This is a genomic window from Streptomyces sp. NBC_00209, from assembly GCF_045206345.1.
GTDB lineage: Bacteria > Actinomycetota > Actinomycetes > Streptomycetales > Streptomycetaceae > Streptomyces.
The window spans coordinates 4,791,995-4,813,408 of record NZ_CP108121.1 but is presented as its reverse complement, the minus strand read 5'-3'; the positions used below and the strand labels follow the sequence as shown (position 1 = coordinate 4,813,408).

At 73.3% G+C, this 21,414-nt stretch carries 16 protein-coding genes; 10 read left to right on the top strand and 6 right to left on the bottom strand.

Annotation, left to right across the window (positions count from 1 at the left end; translation table 11 throughout):
• Positions 1 to 7: 7 nt before the first annotated feature.
• The gene (gene pepN / locus OG867_RS21880; protein ID WP_406287733.1) at positions 8 to 2,581 is read left to right on the top strand and encodes an aminopeptidase N; all 2,574 of its coding nucleotides are present in this window, start codon (positions 8 to 10) and stop codon (positions 2,579 to 2,581) included.
• Between the two features lie 64 nt (positions 2,582 to 2,645).
• On the opposite strand, the gene alc is transcribed toward pepN, so the two are convergent.
• The 5 genes from alc to OG867_RS21855 form a co-directional block, all read right to left on the bottom strand.
• Positions 2,646 to 3,785, bottom strand: a complete 1,140-nt coding sequence (gene alc, locus OG867_RS21875; RefSeq protein ID WP_328900187.1) for an allantoicase — start codon at positions 3,783 to 3,785, stop codon at positions 2,646 to 2,648.
• A gap of 59 nt (positions 3,786 to 3,844) precedes the next feature.
• Positions 3,845 to 4,783 (bottom strand): LysR substrate-binding domain-containing protein, encoded by a 939-nt coding sequence (locus OG867_RS21870; RefSeq protein ID WP_328900188.1) that lies wholly within the window; start codon positions 4,781 to 4,783, stop codon positions 3,845 to 3,847.
• A 136-nt stretch (positions 4,784 to 4,919) separates the two neighbouring features.
• Positions 4,920 to 5,150 carry a hypothetical protein gene (locus tag OG867_RS21865; protein WP_026171913.1) on the bottom strand — a complete coding sequence of 77 codons (231 nt, stop codon included), beginning with the start codon at positions 5,148 to 5,150 and terminating at the stop codon, positions 4,920 to 4,922.
• 62 nt (positions 5,151 to 5,212) lie between these two features.
• Complete coding sequence (malQ, locus tag OG867_RS21860) at positions 5,213 to 7,369, bottom strand: 4-alpha-glucanotransferase (protein WP_406287730.1); 2,157 nt, start codon at positions 7,367 to 7,369, stop codon at positions 5,213 to 5,215.
• Positions 7,370 to 7,636: a hypothetical protein gene (locus OG867_RS21855; RefSeq protein WP_328900190.1), complete on the bottom strand. Its 267-nt coding sequence runs from the start codon at positions 7,634 to 7,636 to the stop codon at positions 7,370 to 7,372.
• A 313-nt stretch (positions 7,637 to 7,949) separates the two neighbouring features.
• Between OG867_RS21855 and OG867_RS21850 the strand changes: the two genes are divergently transcribed.
• A complete protein-coding gene (locus OG867_RS21850) occupies positions 7,950 to 10,952 on the top strand; it encodes a beta-N-acetylglucosaminidase domain-containing protein (protein WP_406287728.1) in 3,003 nt (1,000 codons plus the stop codon).
• Between the two features lie 67 nt (positions 10,953 to 11,019).
• On the opposite strand, the gene OG867_RS21845 is transcribed toward OG867_RS21850, so the two are convergent.
• Positions 11,020 to 11,556, bottom strand: coding sequence for an HNH endonuclease (locus OG867_RS21845; RefSeq protein WP_018106039.1), 537 nt, complete (start codon positions 11,554 to 11,556; stop codon positions 11,020 to 11,022).
• A gap of 193 nt (positions 11,557 to 11,749) precedes the next feature.
• On the opposite strand from OG867_RS21845, the gene OG867_RS21840 reads away from it, so the two are divergent.
• The 8 genes from OG867_RS21840 (at position 11,750) to OG867_RS21805 (ending at position 21,386) form a co-directional block, all read left to right on the top strand.
• Positions 11,750 to 12,805, top strand: coding sequence for a mechanosensitive ion channel family protein (locus OG867_RS21840; RefSeq protein ID WP_406287726.1), 1,056 nt, complete (start codon positions 11,750 to 11,752; stop codon positions 12,803 to 12,805).
• A 126-nt stretch (positions 12,806 to 12,931) separates the two neighbouring features.
• Positions 12,932 to 14,149 carry an ROK family protein gene (locus OG867_RS21835; RefSeq protein WP_406287723.1) on the top strand — a complete coding sequence of 406 codons (1,218 nt, stop codon included), beginning with the start codon at positions 12,932 to 12,934 and terminating at the stop codon, positions 14,147 to 14,149.
• A 62-nt stretch (positions 14,150 to 14,211) separates the two neighbouring features.
• On the top strand, positions 14,212 to 15,549 hold the full coding sequence (locus tag OG867_RS21830; protein ID WP_406287720.1) for an ABC transporter substrate-binding protein: 1,338 nt from the start codon (positions 14,212 to 14,214) through the stop codon (positions 15,547 to 15,549).
• Positions 15,550 to 15,559: 10 nt separating this feature from the next.
• A complete protein-coding gene (locus OG867_RS21825) occupies positions 15,560 to 16,501 on the top strand; it encodes a sugar ABC transporter permease (RefSeq protein ID WP_328900195.1) in 942 nt (313 codons plus the stop codon).
• Between the two features lies 1 nt (position 16,502).
• Positions 16,503 to 17,405 (top strand): carbohydrate ABC transporter permease, encoded by a 903-nt coding sequence (locus OG867_RS21820; protein ID WP_406287718.1) that lies wholly within the window; start codon positions 16,503 to 16,505, stop codon positions 17,403 to 17,405.
• 3 nt (positions 17,406 to 17,408) lie between these two features.
• Positions 17,409 to 18,674 carry a 6-phospho-beta-glucosidase gene (locus OG867_RS21815; RefSeq protein ID WP_406287715.1) on the top strand — a complete coding sequence of 422 codons (1,266 nt, stop codon included), beginning with the start codon at positions 17,409 to 17,411 and terminating at the stop codon, positions 18,672 to 18,674.
• Entirely contained in the window at positions 18,665 to 19,639 is a 975-nt protein-coding gene (locus OG867_RS21810; protein ID WP_406287713.1) for an N-acetylglucosamine kinase, read from the top strand. The genes OG867_RS21815 and OG867_RS21810 overlap by 10 nt, the downstream gene beginning before the upstream one ends.
• 322 nt (positions 19,640 to 19,961) lie before the next feature.
• On the top strand, positions 19,962 to 21,386 hold the full coding sequence (locus tag OG867_RS21805; protein WP_406287710.1) for a hypothetical protein: 1,425 nt from the start codon (positions 19,962 to 19,964) through the stop codon (positions 21,384 to 21,386).
• Positions 21,387 to 21,414: the final 28 nt, after the last annotated feature.

Below are 21,414 nucleotides of genomic sequence, written 5' to 3'. Positions count from 1 at the left end.
TGACCGCGTGCCTGGCACGAATCTGACCCGCGAAGAGGCACAGGAGCGGGCGCGCCTGCTGACCGTGGACGCGTACGAGATCGATCTCGACCTCTCCGGGGCGCAGGAGGGCGGGACCTACCGGTCCGTCACCGTCGTGCGCTTCGACTCCGCCGAAGCCGGCGCGGAGACCTTCATCGACCTGGTCGCCCCCGCGGTGCACGAGGTCGAGCTGAACGGCAGCGCGCTGGACGTCGCAGCGGTGTTCCGCGACTCGCGCATCGCGCTGCCGCACCTGCGGGCCGGCGTCAACGAGTTGAAGGTCGTCGCCGACTGCGCGTACACCAACACCGGTGAGGGCCTGCACCGCTTCGTCGACCCCGTTGACGAACAGGCGTACCTGTACACCCAGTTCGAGGTGCCGGACGCGCGCCGCGTCTTCGCGAGCTTCGAGCAGCCCGACCTGAAGGCGACCTTCCGGTTCACCGTGAAGGCCCCGTCCGGCTGGACCGTGATCTCCAACTCGCCGACGCCGGAGCCGAAGGACGACATCTGGTCGTTCGAGCCGACGCCGCGCATCTCCTCGTACATCACCGCGCTGATCGTCGGCCCGTACCACTCGGTGCACAGCAGTTACGAGAAGGACGGCCGGACCGTCCCGCTGGGCATCTACTGCCGGCCCTCGCTCGCCGAGTTCCTGGACGCGGACGCGATCTTCGACGTGACCCGGCTGGGCTTCGACTGGTTCGAGGAGAAGTTCGACTACGCGTACCCGTTCGCCAAGTACGACCAGCTCTTCGTCCCGGAGTTCAACGCGGGCGCGATGGAGAACGCGGGCGCGGTCACCATCCGCGACCAGTACGTCTTCCGCTCCAAGGTGACGGACGCGGCGTACGAGACGCGTGCCGAGACCATCCTGCACGAGCTGGCCCACATGTGGTTCGGCGACCTCGTCACGATGGAGTGGTGGAACGACCTCTGGCTGAACGAGTCGTTCGCCACGTACACCTCGATCGCCTGCCTGGCGTACGCCGAGGGCTCGGGGTGGCCGCACGCGTGGACCACGTTCACCAACATGAAGACGTGGGCCTACCGGCAGGACCAGCTTCCGTCGACCCACCCGATCATGGCCGACATCCGCGACCTGGACGACGTCCTGGTCAACTTCGACGGCATCACGTACGGCAAGGGCGCCTCGGTCCTGAAGCAGCTGGTGGCGTACGTCGGCATGGACGAGTTCTTCAAGGGCGTCCAGGCGTACTTCAAGGCGCACGCCTTCGGCAACACGCGCCTGACCGACCTGCTGGGCGCGCTGGAGGAGACCTCCGGCCGCGACCTGAAGACCTGGTCGAAGCTGTGGCTGGAGACGGCCGGGATCAACATCCTGCGCCCGGAGATCGAGACCGACGAGAACGGCCGCGTCACCTCGTTCACCGTGCTCCAGGAGGCGCCCGCGCTGCCCGCCGGCGCCAAGGGCGAGGCGACGCTGCGCCCGCACCGGATCGCGATCGGCTGCTACGACCTCGACGCCGAGGGCAAGCTGGTGCGTACGGACCGGATCGAGCTGGACGTGGACGGCCGGCGCACCACCGTGCCGTTCCCGGCCGACAAGGCGCGCCCGGGCGTCGTCCTGCTCAACGACGACGACCTCTCGTACGCGAAGGTCCGCCTCGACGAGGAGTCGCTGCGGACCGTCATCGAGCACCTGGGCGACTTCACCGAGTCGCTGCCGCGTGCCCTGTGCTGGGCGTCCGCCTGGGACATGACCCGCGACGGCGAGCTGGCCACCCGTGACTACCTCTCCCTGGTCCTGTCGGGGATCGGCAAGGAGTCGGACATCGGCGTCGTGCAGTCGCTGCACCGCCAGGTCAAGATGGCGATCGACCTGTACGCGACGCCGGAGTGGCGCGAGGCGGGCCTGACGCAGTGGACCGACGCGACGCTCGCGCACCTGCGCGCGGCGGAGCCGGGCAGCGACCACCAGCTGGCCTGGGCGCGCGCGTTCGCGGCCACCGCTCGCACCCCGCAGCAGCTGGACCTGCTCCGCTCGCTGCTCGACGGCGCCGAGGCGATCGAGGGCCTGGCCGTGGACGCCGAGCTGCGCTGGGCGTTCGTCCAGCGGCTCGCCGCCACCGGGCTGATCGACGAGGAGGAGATCGACGCCGAGTACGCGCGGGACCGGACGGCTGCGGGCGAGCGCCACGCGGCCGCCGCCCGTGCGGCGCGGCCCAGCGAGGAGGCGAAGGCCGAGGCGTGGGCGTCGGTCGTGGAGTCCGACAAGCTGCCGAACTCGCTCCAGGAGGCGGTCATCGCCGGCTTCGTGCAGACGGACCAGCGCGAGCTGCTGGCCCCGTACACGGAGAAGTTCTTCGCCTCGGTGAAGGGCGTCTGGGACTCGCGGAGCCACGAGATGGCCCAGCAGGTCGCGCTCGGCCTGTACCCGGCGCTCCAGGTCTCGCAGGAGACCCTGGACGCCACGGACGCCTGGCTGGCCTCGGCCGAGCCGGGCGCGGGTCTGCGCCGGCTGATGTCGGAGTCCCGCTCGGGCGTGGAGCGCGCGCTGCGGGCCCGTACGGCGGACGCGGCGGCCGCGACCGCGTAAGAAGCTGGAAACCGCCCGGCGGACAGGCGCTGAAGCGCAGCCGTCCGCCGGGCGGGGCGGGGGGTTACGAGGCCGACGCCTCGTAGCGGGCCGTGAGGTCCGCCGCGCCGGACTCGGTCAGGGAGCCGTGCAGGCGCATCCGGGCGACGCCGCCGTCGGGGAAGGCGTCGAGTCGTACGTGGGTGACGACGGCCTCGTCCGGCAGCGGGAAGCGGTGCGGGGTGTCGGGCCGGAGGCGGGTGCGCGGGATGATCTCGAACCACTCGCCGCTCTCGCCGTCCCTGCCGTGCAGGGCGATCCAGCCGGCCGCGTTGCCCTTGAGGTAGGCGGTGTCGATCTCGACCGCGCGGACCGCGCCCTGGGCGGGCAGCCGGAAGCGGACCCAGTCGTGGGTGTCGCGGACCCGGCGGCGGCGGTTCTCCCAGCCGTCGTCCATCTTGCGCGAGGTGCCGGGCAGGATGATCTGGGTCGGCGAGGAGTAGAACCGGTCCGAGGCGTCCTCGTAACTGCCGCCGTTCAGGACCGAGATCAGGTCGAACGTGGAGAGCGTGGCCAGCCAGGACGGGTCGGGGACGACCTCGCCGTGCACACGGAGGCGGGCGATGCCGCCGTCGGGGTGCTGGCAGAGGCGGATGTGGGTGTAGCGGCGTCCGCCGGTGATCTCGAAGCCGTTGGCGGCGTGGCCGCGCACGGGTGTCGGGGGGACGATCTCCTCCCACTTCACGTCGCCGGCGAGCAGTTCCTCCGGGCCGGGCGCGCCCTCGACGCAGGCGGCCTGGACGGAGACGCGCTGCGGGTAGTTGCCCCGGAAGTGGGCGGTGTCCACGACGATGCCCCGGATGATGCCGGGGGCGCCGAGCCGGATCAGCGCCCAGTCGTGCTCGTCGGGTGCCGGGAAGGGGTGCTGGGCGTCGGCGCCGCGCCGTCGGCGGGTCTCCCAGCCGTCCATGATCTTGCCCTTGTGGCCGAAGTGCTCGGGGTCGAAGACCGCGCGCTCCCGGACGAGCAGGTTCTCGCGCTGGGCGAAGAACTCGTCGTTGGCGGCGATCACGCCCGCGCCGAGCCGCCGGTCGGCGAGGTCCACGAGGTCGGTGAAGGGGAGGTCGGCGGCGCGGTAGTCGGCGTAGGGGTCACCGCCGCCGTACGGGGCCGCGTCGTTGGCGTGGGGGTCGTCGTTCCGGATCTCATTCTGTTCGGTGGTCATGTGTGCACTGTCGTACGCCGGAAGCCGGTAGGTCCATCGAAAGTTTCCGCATGAATTGTTCAGCTGGGCTGAACGGTCGCGCGGTCCCCGTACGGCTCCGCCGCCTCGCGCAGCGCCGCGAGGACCCGGGCCACCGCCGGTGCGTCCTCTCCCCCGCGCCGGACGGCGGCGACGACATGGCGGCGGGGCCGGTCCGCGTCGAGGACCCGCATCACCACGCCCTCCCGGCCGTGCCGTTCCGCCGAGGCCATGCGCGGGACCAGGGCGACCCCCAGACCGGCGGCGACCATGGCGAGGATCGCCGTCCAGCCGGACGCGCTGTGCGCCTGCTCGGGTACGAAGCCCGCCGCCCGGCACGCGGAGACGGTGATCTCCGACCAGGGGCCCGAGCCGCCGTAGATCCAGGGCTCGGCGGACAGGTCGGCGAGGCGCAGCCCGGGCGCGTCCGCGAGGCGGTGGCCGGCCGGGAGCGCCACGTCGAGCGGGTCGGCGAGCAGCGGCAGGACGGCGAACCGGGGGTCGCGGGCCGTCGGGGCGTCGGCGGCCAGCGACAGGGCGAGGTCGACCTCGGCGGCGGCGAGCAGTTCGTACGCCTGGGCGGCCTCCGCCTCGCGCACCCGGATCCCGGGCCCGGGGCGGGGGTCGGCGCGCAGCCGCTGCACGGCCGGGACGACGAGGGCGGGCACGGCGGTGGCGAACGCGGCCACCCGGACCTCGCCCGCCTCGCCGCGCAGATAGCCGGTCAGTTCGGCGTCGGCGCGCTCCAGTTGGGCGAAGACCGCCTCGGCGTGGCGCAGGACGAGATGGGCGGCGTCGGTGAGGCGGACGCGCCGGCCCTGGGCCTCCAGGAGGGGCACGCCGAGCTGCTTGGCCAGGTTGGAGAGCTGCTGCGAGACCGCCGAGGGGGTCATCAGCAGGGCGTCGGCGGTCGCGGTGACCGTGCCCCGGTCGCGCAGGGTGCGCAGGATGCGGAGCTTCTTGACGTCCCACTCGGTCATGAGCGCAACCTACCGGCGCGCCCGGGTCCGGACATGCGGGTGCGCCGCGCGGTAGTGGCTACCGTGCGGCGCACCCGTGCCGTGCGGGGCGGGACCGGGGCGGGACTGGGCCGAGGCGGGGCCCCGGGCCGCTGGGTCAGACCTGCTTCTTGGACTTGTCGAGCACCATGACCAGGCCCGCGATGACCCCGAAGAGCACGAGGGGCGCCAGGACGAACAGACCGAGCGTGTCGATCACGCTCAGGCCGGTACCCGGGTCGTCGCCGTCGTCTCGGGTGAGCGCGAGCGCGGGGGACGACATCAGCAGCATCATCAGCGTCGTTCCGGCGGCGACGGCGCCGGCGCGCATAGCGTTCTTCTTGTCCACGGTGCAAACGTAGCGAACACCCGCGCGGGCCGCGCGCCCGGGGGTGCCGTACGGGGTCCGGCTCATGGCATGCGGACCTCCAGGGGCTCCTTCGGGGCGCGCAGGACGTCCATCAGACGGTGCAGCCGGGGCGAGGCGGCCAGTTGCTCCAGCGTGACCGGGACGCCCTCCGCGTCGGCGACGGGCAGCCGCCAGTTGGGGTACTGGTCCCAGGTGCCCGGGAGGTTCTGCGGGCGGCGGTCGCCGACGGTGTCGGGCAGCCAGATGCCGGTCATCCGGGCGGGGGTGCGCAGCAGGAAGCGGTGGACGGCCTGGACGGCCGCCTCCTCGTCACCGCCGCCGGGGAGCGCTCCGGCCGCGGGGAGCGCTCCGGCCGCTCCCCCGGGAAGCAGCCCGAGGCGGGTGAGGAGGGCCAGCCACTCGGCGGTGTCCGCGCCGTCCTCCCTCAGCTCCTCGTCCAGGGGGCGGGTGAGCAGGCCGAGGCGGTGGCGGAGCGTCACATGGTCGCCGGTCAGGCGGGCGGCGGTGGACGGCAGGTCGTGGGTGGTCGCGGTGGCCAGGCAGTCCCGGCGCCACCGCTCGGGGGCCAGGGGGTGCCCGTCGCCCGCCCAGTCCCGCTCGAACCAGAGCACCGAGGTGCCGAGGACGCCGCGCCGGGCCAGCGCCTCGCGGACGCCGGGCTCGACCGTGCCCAGGTCCTCGCCGACGACGACGGTGCCGGCCCGGTGCGCCTCCAGGACCAGGACGGCGAGCATCGCCTCCGCGTCGTGCGAGACGTAGGTGCCCTCGGTGGGCGGGCGGCCCTCGGGCACCCACCAGAGCCGGAACAGGCCCATCACATGGTCGATGCGCAGGGCGCCCGCGTCGGCGAGGAGGCCGCGCAGCAGGCCGCGGTACGGGGCGTAGCCGGAGGCGGCGAGGGCGTCGGGGCGCCAGGGCGGCAGGCCCCAGTCCTGGCCGCGCGCGTTGAACGCGTCCGGGGGCGCGCCGACGGACATGCCGTGGGCGAAGGCGTCCTGCTGGGCCCAGGTGTCGGCGCCGCCGGGGTGCACGCCGACCGCGAGGTCGTGGACGACGCCGACGGGCATCCCGGCCTCCCGGGCGGCGCGCTGCGCGTCGGCGAGCTGGGTGGCGGTCAGCCAGGCGAGCCGGCAGTGGTGGTCGACCCGGTCGAGCAGTTCGGCCCGGGCGCGGGCGGTGGCGTCGGAGCGGGGGTCGCGCAGTTCCTCGGGCCAGCCGTGCCAGTCGGGGCCGTGCACCTCGGCGAGCGCGCACCACAGGGCGTGGTCCTCCAGGGCGCGGCCCCGGTCGGCGAGGAAGTCGCAGTACGCGGCGTGCCGGCCGGGGGTGAGGGGGACCGCGAGGACCAGGTCGAGGGCCTGCCGCTTGAGGGCCCAGACGGCGTCCCGGTCGATGAGGGCGCCCTTGTCCAGGACGGCTTCCCGCAGCTCGGCGCCCTGGCGGCGCAGCGCGTCCAGGGCGACCGCGTCGGGCACGTGTCCGTACTCCGGGACGGACTCGACGCGCAGGTGCACGGGGTCGGGGAAGCGCCGGGAGGACGGGCGGTAGGGCGAGGGGTCGGTGGGGTCGCCGGGCACCGCCGCGTGCAGCGGGTTGACCTGGACGAAGCCGGCGCCGAGGCGGCGGCCGGACCAGGAGGCGAGGTCGGCGAGGTCACCGAGGTCGCCCATGCCCCAGGAGCGGGCGGAGAGCAGGGAGTAGAGCTGGACGAGGAAGCCGTGGGTGCGGGCGGGCGGCTGCGGCACCCGGGCCGGGGCGACGACGAGCGTGCAGTCCTGCGGCTCGCGGTCCGGGGCGCGGACGGTGAGCCGGTGGACCCCGAGCGGGGGCTCGGTCCACCAGGCGCTTCCCGGTCCGGCCGGATCCGGCTCCCCGGCGGGCACCCGCATCAGGACCCGGTCCGCCTCGTCGGCCTCCTCCGGCCGGACGGTCAGCTCCGTGTCGGGCGGCAGCCCGGTCAGCGCGGGCGGCAGCGGTTCGCCGGACCACACCACCTGCGTGTCCGGGAGGAGCCGGACGCGGGCGGCCGACTCGGCGGCGGCGAGCGCGTCGCGTACCGCTTCGGGCGTCGTGGCGTCGACGCCGAGCGCGCCGAGCACGGCGACGACCGTGGTCTCGGGGACGGGCCCGGTGACGCCGGCGGACGGGGAGAAGGAGGTGGCGACGCCGTGCAGTGCGGCGAGCCGGGACAAGCCCATTCAGACTCCTGGGGACTCCATGGCCCACGCGCAGCCGGACGCGGCCGGTTCGCTGGTCAGCGGGGCGAGGACGGCGAGCGGGGGCTCGCTGGTCAGGGGGGTGGCGTCGGCGAGCGGGGGCTCGCTGGTCAGGGGTATGGCGTCGGCGAGCGGCTGTTCGCTCGTGAGCGGGCCGGGCACGGTGGCGGGGCAGGCGCTGATCAGGGGGGCGGGACCGGATGCCTGTTTGGAGAGGGCGGAGAGCGGACGCTGCGCGATGGCGGGCATGGTGGCCTCCTGGCCGTGGAGAACAGGACAGTGACGGCCTACCCAGCGGACACCGCCGCAGACGTAGGCGTGACAACAACGAGTTCAACGTGCTCCGGGTCACATTCCGTTCCCGAAGAGCCGGTTGCCCGCAAGACGTTCGCCTTTTTCGGCCATTCGGCGCTGTCTTTCGCGTATCGCCCCGCCGCACGCACCCCGTTCATCACACCGGTCACATCAGGGCGTTTCCGCACCTAACGCCTCGCACATTGACACCCTCGCGCGCGGGGTGGTGGGCTCGGAGGCCATCGGCCGGGCGAGGGGAGAGACAGGGATGCGGCTCAGTGGGAGGACACGGGCGACGGCCGTCGCCGTGGCCGTGCTCGGCGGGCTGCTCGCCGCCGGGGCTCCGCCCGCGCTCGCCGCTCCCCCGGACCCGGCGTCCAGGTCGGCGGCCGACCGGAGCCGCGCGGCGGACGCCGCGCTCCCCGCCGTGTGGCCGCGCCCGCAGAGCATGGCGGCGGCCGGGCCCGCCGTCGCCCTGGGCCGCGAGGTCACCCTGCTCGCGGACGCGGAGGCCGATCCGTACGCCGTGAAGGCGCTGCGCGCGGTCCTGGCGGACGCCGGGGTGCGCACGGTCCACGAGACGCTGCCGGGCGCCGGTCCGGTCCTGCGGCTGGGCGGCGACGGGGCGGCGGACGCGCTGCGCGGCCTGGGCGCCCCGGACCGCGCGGATCTCCCGGCGGGCGGTTACCGGCTGGCGGCCGGGCGGGTCGCGAAGCGGGACACGGTGGCGGTCGACGGCGTCGGCGAGGACGGGCTGTTCCACGCGGTGCAGACGCTGCGCCAGCTGGTCCGGGGCGGGAAGGTCGCCGGGGTCACCGTCCGGGACTGGCCGTCCACCGCCGTACGCGGGCTGACCGAGGGGTTCTACGGGCAGCCGTGGAGCCAGGAGGACCGGCTGGCGCAGCTCGGCTTCCTGGGGCGCACCAAGCAGAACCGCTATCTGTACGCGGCGGGCGACGACCCGTACCGCCAGGCCCGCTGGCGCGACCCGTACCCGGCGGCGCGGAAGGCCGGTTTCCGGGCGCTGGCCGAGCGGGCCGGGGCCGAGCATGTGACGCTCGGCTGGGCGGTGGCGCCGGGCCAGTCCATGTGCCTGTCGTCGGACCGCGACCTCAAGGCGCTGAACCGCAAGATCGACGCGATGTGGGACCTGGGGGTGCGGGTCTTCCAGGTGCAGTTCCAGGACGTCAGCTACAGCGAGTGGCACTGCGCGGCCGACGCGGACGCCTTCGGCAGCGGCCCCGCGGCGGCGGCCCGGGCGCAGGCCCGCGTCGTGAACGGCGTGGCCCGGCACCTGGCGGAGCGCCACCCGGACGCCCTGCCGCTGTCGGTGATGCCGACCGAGTACTACCAGGACGGCGTGACGGCCTACCGCACGGCGCTCGCCCGGGAGCTGGCGGACGGGGTCGAGGTCGCCTGGACGGGCGTCGGAGTCGTACCGAGGACCATCACCGGCGGCGAACTGGCCGGGGCGCGCGCCGCGTTCGGGCACCCGCTGGTGACCATGGACAACTACCCGGTCAACGACTACGCGCAGGACCGGATCTTCCTCGGCCCGTACACCGGCCGGGACCCGGCGGTGGCGTCCGGTTCGGCGGCGCTGCTGGCCAACGCGATGGAGCAGCCCGCCGCCTCCCGCATCCCGCTCTTCACGGCCGCCGACTTCGCGTGGAACCCGAGGGGCTACGACTCCGCGAAGTCCTGGGAGGCCGCGATCGACGACCTCTCGGGCGGCGACGGCCGGAGCGGCGGCGCGCTGCGGGCGCTCGCGGGCAACAGCGCGGGCTCCGTGCTCGGCTCCCCCGAGTCCGCTTATCTGCGGCCGCTGATCGCCGCGTTCCACGAGGCGTACGCGGACGGCGCGGGCAAGGCGCTCGACGCGGCGGCGGACCGGCTGCGGGACGCGTTCGGCGAGATGCGGGCGGCCCCGGCGCGGCTGGCGGGCGTCGCCGGGGGCCGGCTCGGGGCCGAGGTCCGCCCGTGGAGCGCGCAGCTGTCCCGCTACGGCCACGCGGGCGAGCTGGCCGTGGACCTGCTGCGCGCCCAGGCCCGGGGCGACGGGGCCGCCGCCTGGCGGGCCTCCCTGGCGCTGGAACCGGTCCGCGAGGACATCGCGGCGGGCGACGCGAAGGTCGGCGAGGGCGTGCTCGACCCGTTCCTCGACCGGGTCCGCGAGGAGGCCCGCTCCTGGACCGGCACGGACCGGCCGGGCGGCGAGGTGTCGAAGGCCCCGGGCAGCTATACGGTGCGGCTCGACCGGGCCCGTCCGCTGGAGGCGGTCACCGCGACGACCGTGCCGGACGACGGGGTGGCGGTGGGCGCGACGGTCCAGGCGCATGTGCCGGGCGAGGGGTGGCGCGCGCTCGGTCCGTTGTCGGCGAGCGGGTGGTCCCAGGCGCCGGGCGAGGGGGTGCGGGCCGACGCGGTCCGGATCAGCTGGCCGGCCGCGACCCCGCTGGCGGGCGGGGCCCCGCCCCTGATCATCCCGCCGCTGGCCGGGGCGTCCGTCCGCGCGGGGACCGCCCCGGACGTGCGCTCCCTGGTGCCCTGGTTCGGCGACGAGCCGGCCGCCCGGCTGGACCTGGCGCGCGGCGAGACCGACGCGGTCATCGGCGGTGGGCCGCAGGAGGTCCGGGCCCGGCTGTCCGGCCGGCGCCCGGCCGAGGTGCGCGGCCGGCTGACCGCGAAGGCGCCCGAGGGCATCGAGGTCCGGGTGCCGAAGCGTACGACCGTGCCGCGCGGGACGCGGACCGAGGTCCCGGTGGAGATCACGGTCCCGGAGGACACCCCGGCCGGCGAGTACGAGGTGCCGTTCACCTTCGGCGACGAGAAGACCACCCTGACCGTGCGGGCCTACCCGCGCACCGCCGGGGCGGACCTGCTGCGCGGGGCCACCGCCTCCTCGTCGGGCGACGAGACCGCCGATTTCCCGGCGTCCGCCGCGTCGGACGGCGACCCGGAGACCCGCTGGTCCTCACCGGCCGGGGACGGGGCGTGGTGGCAGGCGGAACTGCCCGCCCCGGTCCGCCTCGGCGAGGTGGTGCTGCACTGGCAGGACGCGTACGCCTCGCGCTACCGCGTCCAGGTCTCCCCGGACGGCCGCGCCTGGCGCACCGCCGCGACCGTCCGCGAGGGCGCGGGCGGTCGCGAGTCGGTGCGGATGGACGCGAAGGACACCCGGTTCGTGCGCGTCGTGGGCGACGAGCGGGCCACGAAGTACGGGATCTCGCTCTGGTCGGCCGAGGCTTACGCGGTGGCGAAGGACGACTGACGGGGCACGGGCAGGCCGGGGCTCCGGGGCGGCGGCGGACCGTCCCGGGAAGCACGCGGGCCCGGTCTCAGGCTGAGATGCCGTCGATCCGGGCCATCGCGTCGTCCGCGCCGAACGGTTGCAGATAGGGCAGCCAGCGCGGGTCGCGGTGCCCCGTGCCGATGATCCGCCAGGCCAGCCCGGTCGGCGGGGCGGGCTGCTGGTGCAGCCGCCAGCCGAGCTCGGGCAGATGGCGGTCGGCCTTGACGTGGTTGCAGCGGCGGCAGGCCGCCACCACGTTGTCCCAGGCGTGCCGGCCGCCCCGGCTGCGCGGGATGACGTGGTCGACGCTGGTCGCGGCGGCCCCGCAGTACATGCAGCGCCCCCCGTCCCGGGCGAACAGGGCCCGCCGGGTCAGCGGCACCGGACCCCGGTAGGGGACGCGGACGAACCGCTTGAGCCGGACGACGCTGGGGGCCGGGACGACCCGGGTTTCGCTGTGCATGAGGGCGCCCGACTCCTCAAGACAGATGGCCTTGTTCTCGAGGACGAGGACGAGTGCGCGGCGGAGCGGTACGACGCCGAGCGGCTCGTACGACGCGTTGAGAACCAGGACATGCGGCACGTATGCCTCCTTGTACGCCGGCGGCGCGTGGCTCGCGCCGGGACGATCTCCGCTCTCAGTCTCCCCTCACGCCTGGTCGAAGCGCCACCACGTACGGGTAACGGGGCGGAAGGAATTTTTCCCGCACGGGTCCCCCGTTAGTGTGGTTGTTCAGCGCTCTTCCGTTCAGCGCCCGCCCCCTGGAGGTCTCGCCGTGTCCCTGTCCGCCCTGTTGGCCGCAGCCCCGTCACCGGAGCCGGGCGGCTCGCTGGACGAAGCCGCGAAGCAGGCGGGAGACGCCGCGGGCTGGGTGGAGGAGAACTGGTCCACCTGGCTGAACACCGGGCTGCGGATCGTCCTCATCGCGGCCGTCGCGATCGTTCTGCGCCATCTGGTCCGCCGCGCCCTGAGCAAGTTCATCGAACGAATGAACCGCAGCGCGCAGGCCGTCCAGGGCACCGCGCTGGGCAGTCTCCTGGTCAACGCGGAGCGCCGCCGCCAGCGGTCGGAGGCGATCGGCTCGGTGCTCCGTTCGGTGGCCTCGTTCCTGATCCTGGGCACCGCGGCGCTGATGATCCTGGGCGCGTTCCAGATCAATCTGGCCCCGTTGCTCGCCTCCGCCGGGGTCGCCGGCGTCGCGCTCGGCTTCGGCGCCCGCAACCTGGTCACCGACTTCCTGTCCGGGGTCTTCATGATCCTGGAGGACCAGTACGGGGTCGGCGACCAGATCGACGCGGGCGTCGCCTCCGGCGAGGTCATCGAGGTGGGCCTGCGCGTCACCAAGCTGCGCGGCGAGAACGGCGCGATCTGGTACGTCCGCAACGGCGAGGTCAAGCGGATCGGCAACCTCAGCCAGGGCTGGTCCACGGCGGGCGTCGACGTCCAGGTCCGCCCGACGGAGGACCTGGAGAAGATCCGCGCGGTGATCACCGAGGCCGCCCAGGAGATGGCCAAGGAGGACCCCTGGACCGAGCGCCTGTGGGGCCCGGTGGAGATCCTGGGCCTGGACACGGTGCTGCTGGACTCGATGACGGTCCGGGTGAGCGCGAAGACCATGCCGGGCCAGGCGGCCGCTGTGGAGCGCGAGCTGCGCTGGCGCATCAAGGTGGCCCTGGACGCGGCGGGCATCAGCATGGTGACCGGTGCCCCGGAGGAGGCCGCGGAGGGCGCGGACCCCACGGCCGGGATGGCCGCCCCGTCCGCGTACGCCTCGGCGACCTCCCCGCAGTCGCTCGCCACGACCCCGATCCCGCCGAGCACCACGAAGTAGCCCGCCCGGCCCGGTAACGCTTTGGTTGCCACCGGGGGTCAGGTCATTGACGCCCCGGTGGCCCGGGCCCTACCTTCCTCTCACCGAATAGGAAACTTTCCTAACAGAGGGGCAGGTGCCACGCTCATGGCCGGAAACACGCCGGGCACACCCAGCGTTCTGCGCGCCATGAACGACCGTGCCGCCCTGGATCTGCTCCTGGAGCACGGCCCCCTGTCGCGGACCCGGATCGGGAAGCTCACCGGGCTCTCCAAGCCCACCGCCTCCCAGCTGCTGGCCCGCCTCGAAGCCGCCGGGCTCGTCGTCGCCACCGGGACCGCCGCCGGGCGCCCCGGACCCAATGCCCAGCTGTACGCGGTCAACGCCTCGGCCGCCCATGTCGCCGGGCTCGATGTGAACGCCCACCGGATCGTCGCCGCCGTCGCCGACGTGACCGGCGAGACGGTCGGGGAGTTCGAGCTGCGGACCCCCGGGCGGCGCGCCGACAGCGTGGTGCGCGAGGTGACCGAGGCGCTGGACGGCGCGGTCGCGGCCGCCGGGCTGACCCGGGCCGACGTGCACCGGGTGGTCATCGGCACGCCGGGCGCCTTCGACCCGAACACGGGCCGGCTGCGGTACGCCTCGCACCTGCCGGGCTGGCACTCCAGCACGCTGCTCGACGAGCTGGCGGCGGTGCTGCCGATGCCCGTCGAGTACGAGAACGACGTCAACCTCGTCGCGGTGGCCGAGCAGCGGCGCGGCGCGGCCCGGGGCCACGACGACTTCGTGCTCCTGTGGAACGAGGAGGGGCTGGGCGCCGCCCTCGTCATCAACGGCCGGCTGCACCGGGGCTTCACCGGGGGCGCCGGCGAGGTCGGCTTCCTGCCGGTGCCGGGGGCGCCGCTGGTCCGCCAGGTCACCAAGGCCAACGCGGGCGGCTTCCAGGAGCTGGCGGGCGCCCAGGTGCTCGCGCGGCTGGCCCGGGAGCTGGGCATCGAGGACGCGCCGGGCTCCGGCACCCATCACGCGATCGCCGCCGAGCTGGTGGGCCGGGCCGTCGAGGCCGTGGAGCGGGGCGAGGCGGAACCGTACGCCACGCTGCTCGACCAATTCGCCACCGGCCTCGCGACCGGCCTGGCCTCCCTGGTCGCCGTCCTCGACCCGGAGATCGTCGTGCTCTCCGGCGAGCTGTTCTCGCGCGGCGGGGAGCAGCTGCGCGCCCGGGTCGCGGCCGAGCTGGCCGAGCTCGCCGCGTCCAGGCCCCGGCTGCTCGCCGGGGACGTCACCCACCGGCCCGTTCTGCGCGGCGCGCTGGAGAGCGCGCTCGCCACCACCCGCGACGAAGTGTTCGACACCTCGCGCTGACCTCTCACCTTCCGTTCACCTTCCGTCCCTTGCTGCCCACCGCTTCACCGGGAGACACCACCATGTCCGGAAACCGCCGGAAGCCGGCCGTCGCACTCGCCGCGACCGCCGCGATAGCCCTGTTCGCCTCCGCCTGTACCGGGCAGAGCGGCTCCGGGGCCGACGACGACGCGTCCAAGGAGACGACCATCACGTTCTGGCACGGCTGGAGCGCGCCGGGCGAGGTGAAGGGCATCGAGGCCACGATCGCCGCCTTCGAGAAGGCCCACCCCAACATCCACGTGAAGGTCGTCGGCAACATGACCGACGACAAGATCAACCAGGCGCTGCGCGCCGGCGGGTCCAAGGCGCCGGACGTGGTCTCGTCGTTCACCACGAACAACGTGGGCAAGTTCTGCTCCTCGAAGGCGTTCGTGGACCTCAACCCGTTCCTGAAGAAGGACGGCATCGACCCCGAGGCGACCTTCCCGAAGGCGATGAACGAGTACACCCAGTACGACGGGGTGCGCTGCACGGTCCCGCTGCTGGGTGACGCGTACGGGCTCTACTACAACAAGGACGCCTTCAAGGCCGCCGGGATCGCGAACCCGCCGAAGACCTGGTCCGAGTTCGCCGCCGACGCCGAGAAGCTGACGAAGACCAAGGGCGACTCGTACGAGCAGCTGGGCTTCATGCCGAACTACCACGGCTACGAGTCGACCACCGAGCACTACCTCGGCGCCTGGAACCCCACCTACTTCGACGCGGACGGCAAGTCGAACATCGCGAAGGACCCGGCGTTCGCCGCGCTGCTCACCGACCAGAAGAAGCTGGTCGACTCGCTCGGCGGCTACGCGAAGCTGGAGAAGTTCCGTACCGGCTTCGGTGACGAGTGGGGCGCCAAGCACCCGTTCCACACCGGCCAGGTCGCCATGCAGCTGGACGGCGAGTGGCGGCTCGGCATGGCCGAGGACACCAAGCCGGGCTTCGAGATCGGGGTGGCCCCGACGCCCGTCGCGGACGACGAGGCCGACACGTACGGCAAGGGCTATCTGACCGGCACCATCGCGGGCATCGCGTCGACCTCCACCAAGCAGAACGCGGCCTGGGAGCTGGTCAAGTTCATGACGACCGACACCGACGCGGTGGTGAACTTCGCCAATGCCATCCACAACGTGCCGTCCACGCTGGAGGCGCTGAAGTCGCCGAAGCTGAAGTACGACCCGCGCTTCAAGGTCTTCCTGGACATCGCGGCCAACCCGAAGTCGACCACCACCCCGCCCTCGGTGAACGGCGGCGCGTACCTGACCTCCCTGCAGAACCTCGGCTTCGAGGTCGAGAAGGGCACGCAGAAGGACGTCAAGGCGGGTCTGGAGAAGACCGCGAAGGAAATCGACGCGGCGATCGCCCAGGCGAAGTAGGGCCGACGCGATGAGCACGTACACACTCCGTTCGAAGCGCCGCAGGTCGGCGCTTCGGACGGCGGCCTTCATGTCGCCCTGGCTGATCGGGTTCTGCGTCTTCTTCGCCTACCCGCTGATCTCCACGGTCTACTTCTCCTTCACCAGCTACGACGGGTTCTCCGCCCCCGAGTTCAGCGGCTTCAAGAACTGGTCGTACGTCTTCAACGACTACCCGCTGTTCTGGCCGGCGCTGCGCAACACCCTGTGGCTGGTCGTCGTGATGGTGACCTGCCGGGTGGTCTTCGGACTCGGCGTCGGGATGCTGATCACCAAGATCAAGACGGGGACCGGCGTCTTCCGGACGCTGTTCTACCTGCCCTATCTGGCGCCGCCGGTCGCCGCCACGCTGGGCTTCGTCTTCCTGCTCAACCCCGGCACCGGACCGGTCAATTCGATCCTCGGCGACCTGGGGATGGGCACGCCCGGCTGGTTCACCGACGCCACTTGGTCCAAGCCCGCGCTGACCGCGCTCGCGGTGTGGGGGGTGGGCGACCTGATGGTGATCTTCATGGCCGCGCTGCTCGACGTACCGAAGGAGCAGTACGAGGCGGCGGAGCTGGACGGGGCGACCGCGTACCACCGGTTCCGGTACGTCACGCTGCCGAACATCTCGCCGATCATCATGTTCGCCGTGGTCACCGGCATCATCCAGACGATGCAGTACTACACCCAGCCGCTGGTGGCCGGGAAGGTCGCGTCCGGGGTCATGGGCGGTTCGGGCCAGCAGTTCGAACCCGGCTATCCCGACAAGTCGACTCTGACGCTTCCGCAGCTGGTCTACAACCTCGGTTTCCAGCGCTTCGACTACGGCTCCGCCTGTGTGGTCGCGCTCGTACTCTTCGTCCTCGCCATGGCGTTCACCGCACTGCTGATGCGGCGCCGCAGCGGACTGATCCAGGCAGGTGAGTGACATGGCGCAGGTTCTCGACCACCCGAAGGCCGCCGGACCGGTGAGTGACCCCGTCACCCCGGCCCAGCGCGTGGCACGCCGCAAGGCGCTGCTGAACTGGATCGCCGTGCACGCGCTCGGCGTGGCGGCGGCGCTCTTCTTCGTACTGCCGTTCGTCTTCCTCGTGCTCACCTCGCTGATGAGCGACCAGCAGGCCCTCACCCGGGACCTGTGGCCGCACCCCTTCGAGTGGGCCAACTACAAGCGGGTGTTCGACACCCCGGGCTTCCTGACCTGGTGGCGGAACACCCTGCTGTACGCGGGAGCCGGCACCGTCCTCACGGTGGTGTCCTCGCTGCCCGTGGCGTACGCGCTCGCCAAGTTCCGCTTCCGCGGCCGGCATCTGTCGCTGATGCTCGTCATCTCGATGATGATGCTGCCGCCGCAGGTCGTGGTCATCCCGATGTACCTGTTCTGGGCCAAGCAACTGGACCTGTCCGGCACGCTCTGGCCGCTGATCATCCCGATGGCCTTCGGCGACGCGTTCTCCATCTTCCTGCTGCGGCAGTTCCTGCTGACCATCCCCGACGAGTACCTCGACGCGGCGAAGGTCGACGGCTGCGGCGAACTGCGTGCCCTGCTGCGCGTGGTGGTGCCGATGGCCAGGCCGGGGATCGCCGCGGTCGCCCTCTTCCAGTTCTTCTACGCCTGGAACGACTACTTCGGCCCACAGATCTACGCATCCGAGAACCCGGGGGCCTGGACGCTGAGTTACGGACTGGAGTCCTTCAAGGGCGCACACCACACCGACTGGAACCTGACCATGGCCGCGACCGTTCTGGTCATGGCCCCCGTGATCGTCGTCTTCTTCTTCGCACAGAAGGCTTTTGTCGAGGGCGTCACACTGACCGGAGTAAAGGGCTGAACCATGAAGCTCGCTGTAGTGGGTGGCGGGTCCACCTACACCCCCGAACTGATCGACGGATTCGCCCGGCTGCGTGACACGCTGCCGGTCGAGGAGCTGGTCCTCGTCGACCCGGCCGCCGACCGGCTCGACCTCGTGGGCGGCCTCGCCCGGCGGATCTTCGCCAAGCAGGGTCACCCGGGCCGCATCGTCACCACCTCGGACGTCGACGCGGGCGTCGCCGGAGCGGACGCCGTCCTGCTCCAGCTGCGCGTCGGCGGCCAGGCCGCCCGCAACCAGGACGAGACCTGGCCCCTGGAGTGCGGCTGCATCGGCCAGGAGACCACCGGCGCCGGCGGCCTCGCCAAGGCCCTGCGCACCGTCCCGGTCGTCCTGGACATCGCCGAACGGGTCCGGCGCACCAACCCGGACGCCTGGATCATCGACTTCACCAACCCGGTCGGCATCGTCACCCGCGCCCTGCTCCAGGCCGGGCACAAGGCCCTCGGCCTGTGCAACGTGGCCATCGGCTTCCAGCGCAAGTTCGCCCGGCTGCTCGATGTGGCCCCCGGCGAGGTGCACCTCGACCACGTCGGGCTGAACCACCTCACCTGGGAGCTGGGGGTACGCCTCGGCGGCCCGCAGGGCGAGGACGTGCTGCCCCGGCTGATCGCCGAACACGGCGACGCCATCGCGGACGACCTGCACATGCCGCGCGCGGTCGTGGACCGGCTCGGCGTCGTCCCCTCGTACTACCTGCGGTACTTCTACGCGCACGACGAGGTCGTCCGCGAGCTCGGCACCAAGCCCTCCCGGGCCGCCGAGGTCGCCGCCATGGAGAAGGAACTCCTGGCGATGTACGGCGACCCGGCCCTTGACGAGAAGCCCGCGCTGCTCGCCAAGCGCGGCGGCGCCTTCTACTCGGAGGCGGCCGTGGACCTGGCGGCAGCCCTCCTGGGAGGCGGCGGCTCGGCGCACCAGGTGGTCAACACGTACAACAACGGCACCCTGCCGTTCCTCCCGGACGACGCGGTGATCGAGGTCCAGGCGAAGGTCGACGGCTCGGGCGCCACACCGCTCGCCGTGCCCGCCCTGGACCCGCTGTACGCGGGGCTCATCGGCAACGTCACGGCGTACGAGGACCTGGCCCTGAAGGCCGCGCTGCACGGCGGCCGGGACCGGGTGTTCAAGGCGCTGCTCGCGCACCCCCTGATCGGCCAGTTCGCGTACGCCGAGGCGCTGACCGACAAGCTGATCGCGCACAACCGGGAGCACCTCGCGTGGGCGTGAACGGTTCCGTCCTCGCGATCGACGCGGGGAACAGCAAGACCGACGTGGCCCTCATCGGTGCGGACGGCACGGTGCTGTCCACGGCCAGGGGCGGCGGGTTCCAGCCGCCGCTGGCCGGAGTGGAGACGGCCGTCGACGTGCTCGGCGCGGCGGTGGAGCGGGCGTTCACCGAGGCCGGGGCGGACGCCGGGCAGGTGGCCCATGTGTCCGCCTGCCTCGCCAACGCGGACCTGCCGGTCGAGGAGGAGCAGCTGACGGCGGCGCTGGCCGCGCGCGGCTGGGGCCGCACCGTCGAGGTGCGCAACGACACCTTCGCGATCCTGCGGGCCGGGGTCGACGAGCCGCGCGGCGTGGCCGTGGTGTGCGGCGCGGGCATCAACTGCGTCGGCATGGTCCCGGACGGGCGCACCGCGCGCTTCCCGGCGATCGGGCGGATCTCCGGCGACTGGGGCGGCGGTTCGGGCCTGTCCGAGGAGGCGCTGTGGTTCGCCGCGCGCGCCGAGGACGGCCGGGGCGAGCCGACCGAGCTGGCCCGGACGCTCCCCGCGCACTTCGGGCTCGGCTCGATGTACGCCCTGATCGAGGCGCTGCACCTGGGCCGCATCGCGCCGGAGCGCCGGCACGAGCTGGCGCCGGTGCTCTTCGCGACGGGCGCCGCAGGCGACCCGGTCGCGCGGGCCCTGGTGGACCGGCTGGCCGAGGAGGTCGTGGCGCTGGCCTCGGTCGCGCTGACCCGCCTCGGGCTGCTGGACGAGGAGGCGCCGGTGCTGCTCGGCGGCAGCGTTCTCGCGGCGCGCCACCCGCGGTTGGACGACCGGATCCGCGAACTCCTCGCAGCGCGGGCCCCGAAGGCCGTGGTGCGCGTGGTGCAGGAGTCGCCGGTCCTCGGCGCCGGGCTCCTGGCCCTGGACCACACGGGCGCGGCGCCCGGGGTGCACGCGAGGCTGCGGGCGCAGTACGCCTGACCGCCGGGCCGTCAGGGGCGTCCCGTAGCCTGCGGGTTGCGGGGCGCCTTTCGCGTAGGGGAACCGATCGGGCTTCCCAGTCGTGTTGGTGATGGGGAGGACGGTTCGGCGGGGGATCGTGCCGTTCGCCTTGATCAACGGCGCCGGTCTTGATCGAATGCGGTTGACCGCGGCCGGTCACGGCCGGCCGCCGCGTGGTCCGGTGCCCGATCCAGGCGTTCTGGATGTGGGTGCCGGTCCCTGAGGCCATACTTCTGGCCGGGCACCAGTCCCCCGATCGGCCGGGGGGCGGGCCGCCGTCAGTGACCGAGGGGGAGGTCGAGTGACACACCCGCCGAGTGCGCGTGAGGCGCTGCAACGCGCGCTGGGACAGCCGCCTGCGCCGGAGGCCGCGCCCGCGCCTGTGCCGGGGCCCGCGCCCGTGCCGCCGCAGCCGAGCACCCTGGCCGTCGTCGTGGGGCGGCTGCGTGCCGCCGCGACCACCGAACCGGGCCGGCTGCGCGTCATCGGGGCCGTCCTGGCCCTCCTGGTCCTCGCGTTCGGGGCGGTGACGGCGGTACAGATCAACGACCGGGCCGCCTCCGCCGACGACGTGGTGGAGCGCAGCCAGCCGCTCAGCGCGGACGCGGCGGGCATCTACCGCTCGCTCGCGGACGCGGACGCGGCGGCGGCGAGCGGCTTCCTGGCCGGGCCGCAGGAGCCGCGCGCGGTGCACGAGCAGTATGTGAAGGACATCGAGGAGGCGTCCCGGCTGCTGGTGAAGGCCGCGGCGAACACGGACGCGGCCACGGCGTCCGGCCGCGAGATCACCACGCTCAACGAAGGACTCCCCCGCTACACGGGCCTGATCGAGCGCGCCCGCGCCAACAACCGCCAGGGGCTCCCGCTGGGCGGCGCCTATCTGCGGTACGCGAACCAGACGATGTCCGGCGAGCTGCTGCCGGCCGCCGAGCGGCTGTACGCGGCGGAGACCGGCCGGCTCGGCGACGACCAGGGCTCGGCGCGCCGCTGGCCGCTCCTCTCGCTCGTCGCCGGCATCGTCGCGCTGGCCGTGCTGGCCTGGGCGCAGCGCCGCAACTACCGCCGGACGAACCGGGTGTTCAACCACGGGCTGCTGGCCGCGACGGCCGCGACGACGGTGCTGCTGCTGTGGCTCGCGGTCGGGCACACGGTGGCCAGGTCCGGCCTGGCCGAGGCCGATTCGCACGGGCAGCGGCCCATGGACGTGCTCAACCGGGCGCGCATCGACTCGCTGAAGGCGCGCGCCGACGAGAACCTGACGGTGGTCGCCCGGGGCGCGGTGCTCACCGCGGACGGCAAGAACGACAAGTACGAGACCGACTACACGGCGGGCATGAAGGCGCTCGGCGGCGAGCTGGCCGCGGCGGCGAAGCTGGCCGACGACACCGGGGACGGCGAGGGCGGCAAGCCGGTCGCCGCGGCGGCCGAGGCGGTCAAGGAGTGGCAGGGCCGCCACCGTACGGCCCGCAGGACCGACGACGCCGGTGACTACGAATCGGCCCTGGAGCAGATCATCGGCCAGGAGAACTCCACGGGCGAGTCCTTCAAGAAGGTGGACGACGCGCTGCGCGACGCCCTGGCGCACGAGCAGGACGACTTCACCCGGGCCGCGCGGGACGGCCGCGGCGCCCTGGGCGGCCTGCCGGCCGGCGCGGTGATCCTGGCCGTGCTGGGCGCGGTCGCGGGCATCGTCGGCGTCAACCGCAGGCTCTCGGAGTTCCGGTGACAGGGGGAGCGATGACAGCGAAGGACCC

Bases quoted from the DNA above. Each gene is read 5' to 3' on its own strand.
- OG867_RS21830 (WP_406287720.1), top strand. From the start codon at position 14,212: ATGTCCGGAAACCGCCGGAAGCCGGCCGTCGCACTCGCCGCGACCGCC.
- OG867_RS21835 (WP_406287723.1), top strand. From the start codon at position 12,932: ATGGCCGGAAACACGCCGGGCACACCCAGCGTTCTGCGCGCCATGAAC.
- OG867_RS21850 (WP_406287728.1), top strand. From the start codon at position 7,950: ATGCGGCTCAGTGGGAGGACACGGGCGACGGCCGTCGCCGTGGCCGTG.
- OG867_RS21825 (WP_328900195.1), top strand. From the start codon at position 15,560: ATGAGCACGTACACACTCCGTTCGAAGCGCCGCAGGTCGGCGCTTCGG.
- malQ (WP_406287730.1), bottom strand. From the start codon at position 7,369: ATGGGCTTGTCCCGGCTCGCCGCACTGCACGGCGTCGCCACCTCCTTC.
- OG867_RS21855 (WP_328900190.1), bottom strand. From the start codon at position 7,636: ATGCCCGCCATCGCGCAGCGTCCGCTCTCCGCCCTCTCCAAACAGGCA.
- OG867_RS21815 (WP_406287715.1), top strand. From the start codon at position 17,409: ATGAAGCTCGCTGTAGTGGGTGGCGGGTCCACCTACACCCCCGAACTG.
- OG867_RS21870 (WP_328900188.1), bottom strand. From the start codon at position 4,783: ATGACCGAGTGGGACGTCAAGAAGCTCCGCATCCTGCGCACCCTGCGC.
- OG867_RS21820 (WP_406287718.1), top strand. From the start codon at position 16,503: ATGGCGCAGGTTCTCGACCACCCGAAGGCCGCCGGACCGGTGAGTGAC.
- alc (WP_328900187.1), bottom strand. From the start codon at position 3,785: ATGACCACCGAACAGAATGAGATCCGGAACGACGACCCCCACGCCAAC.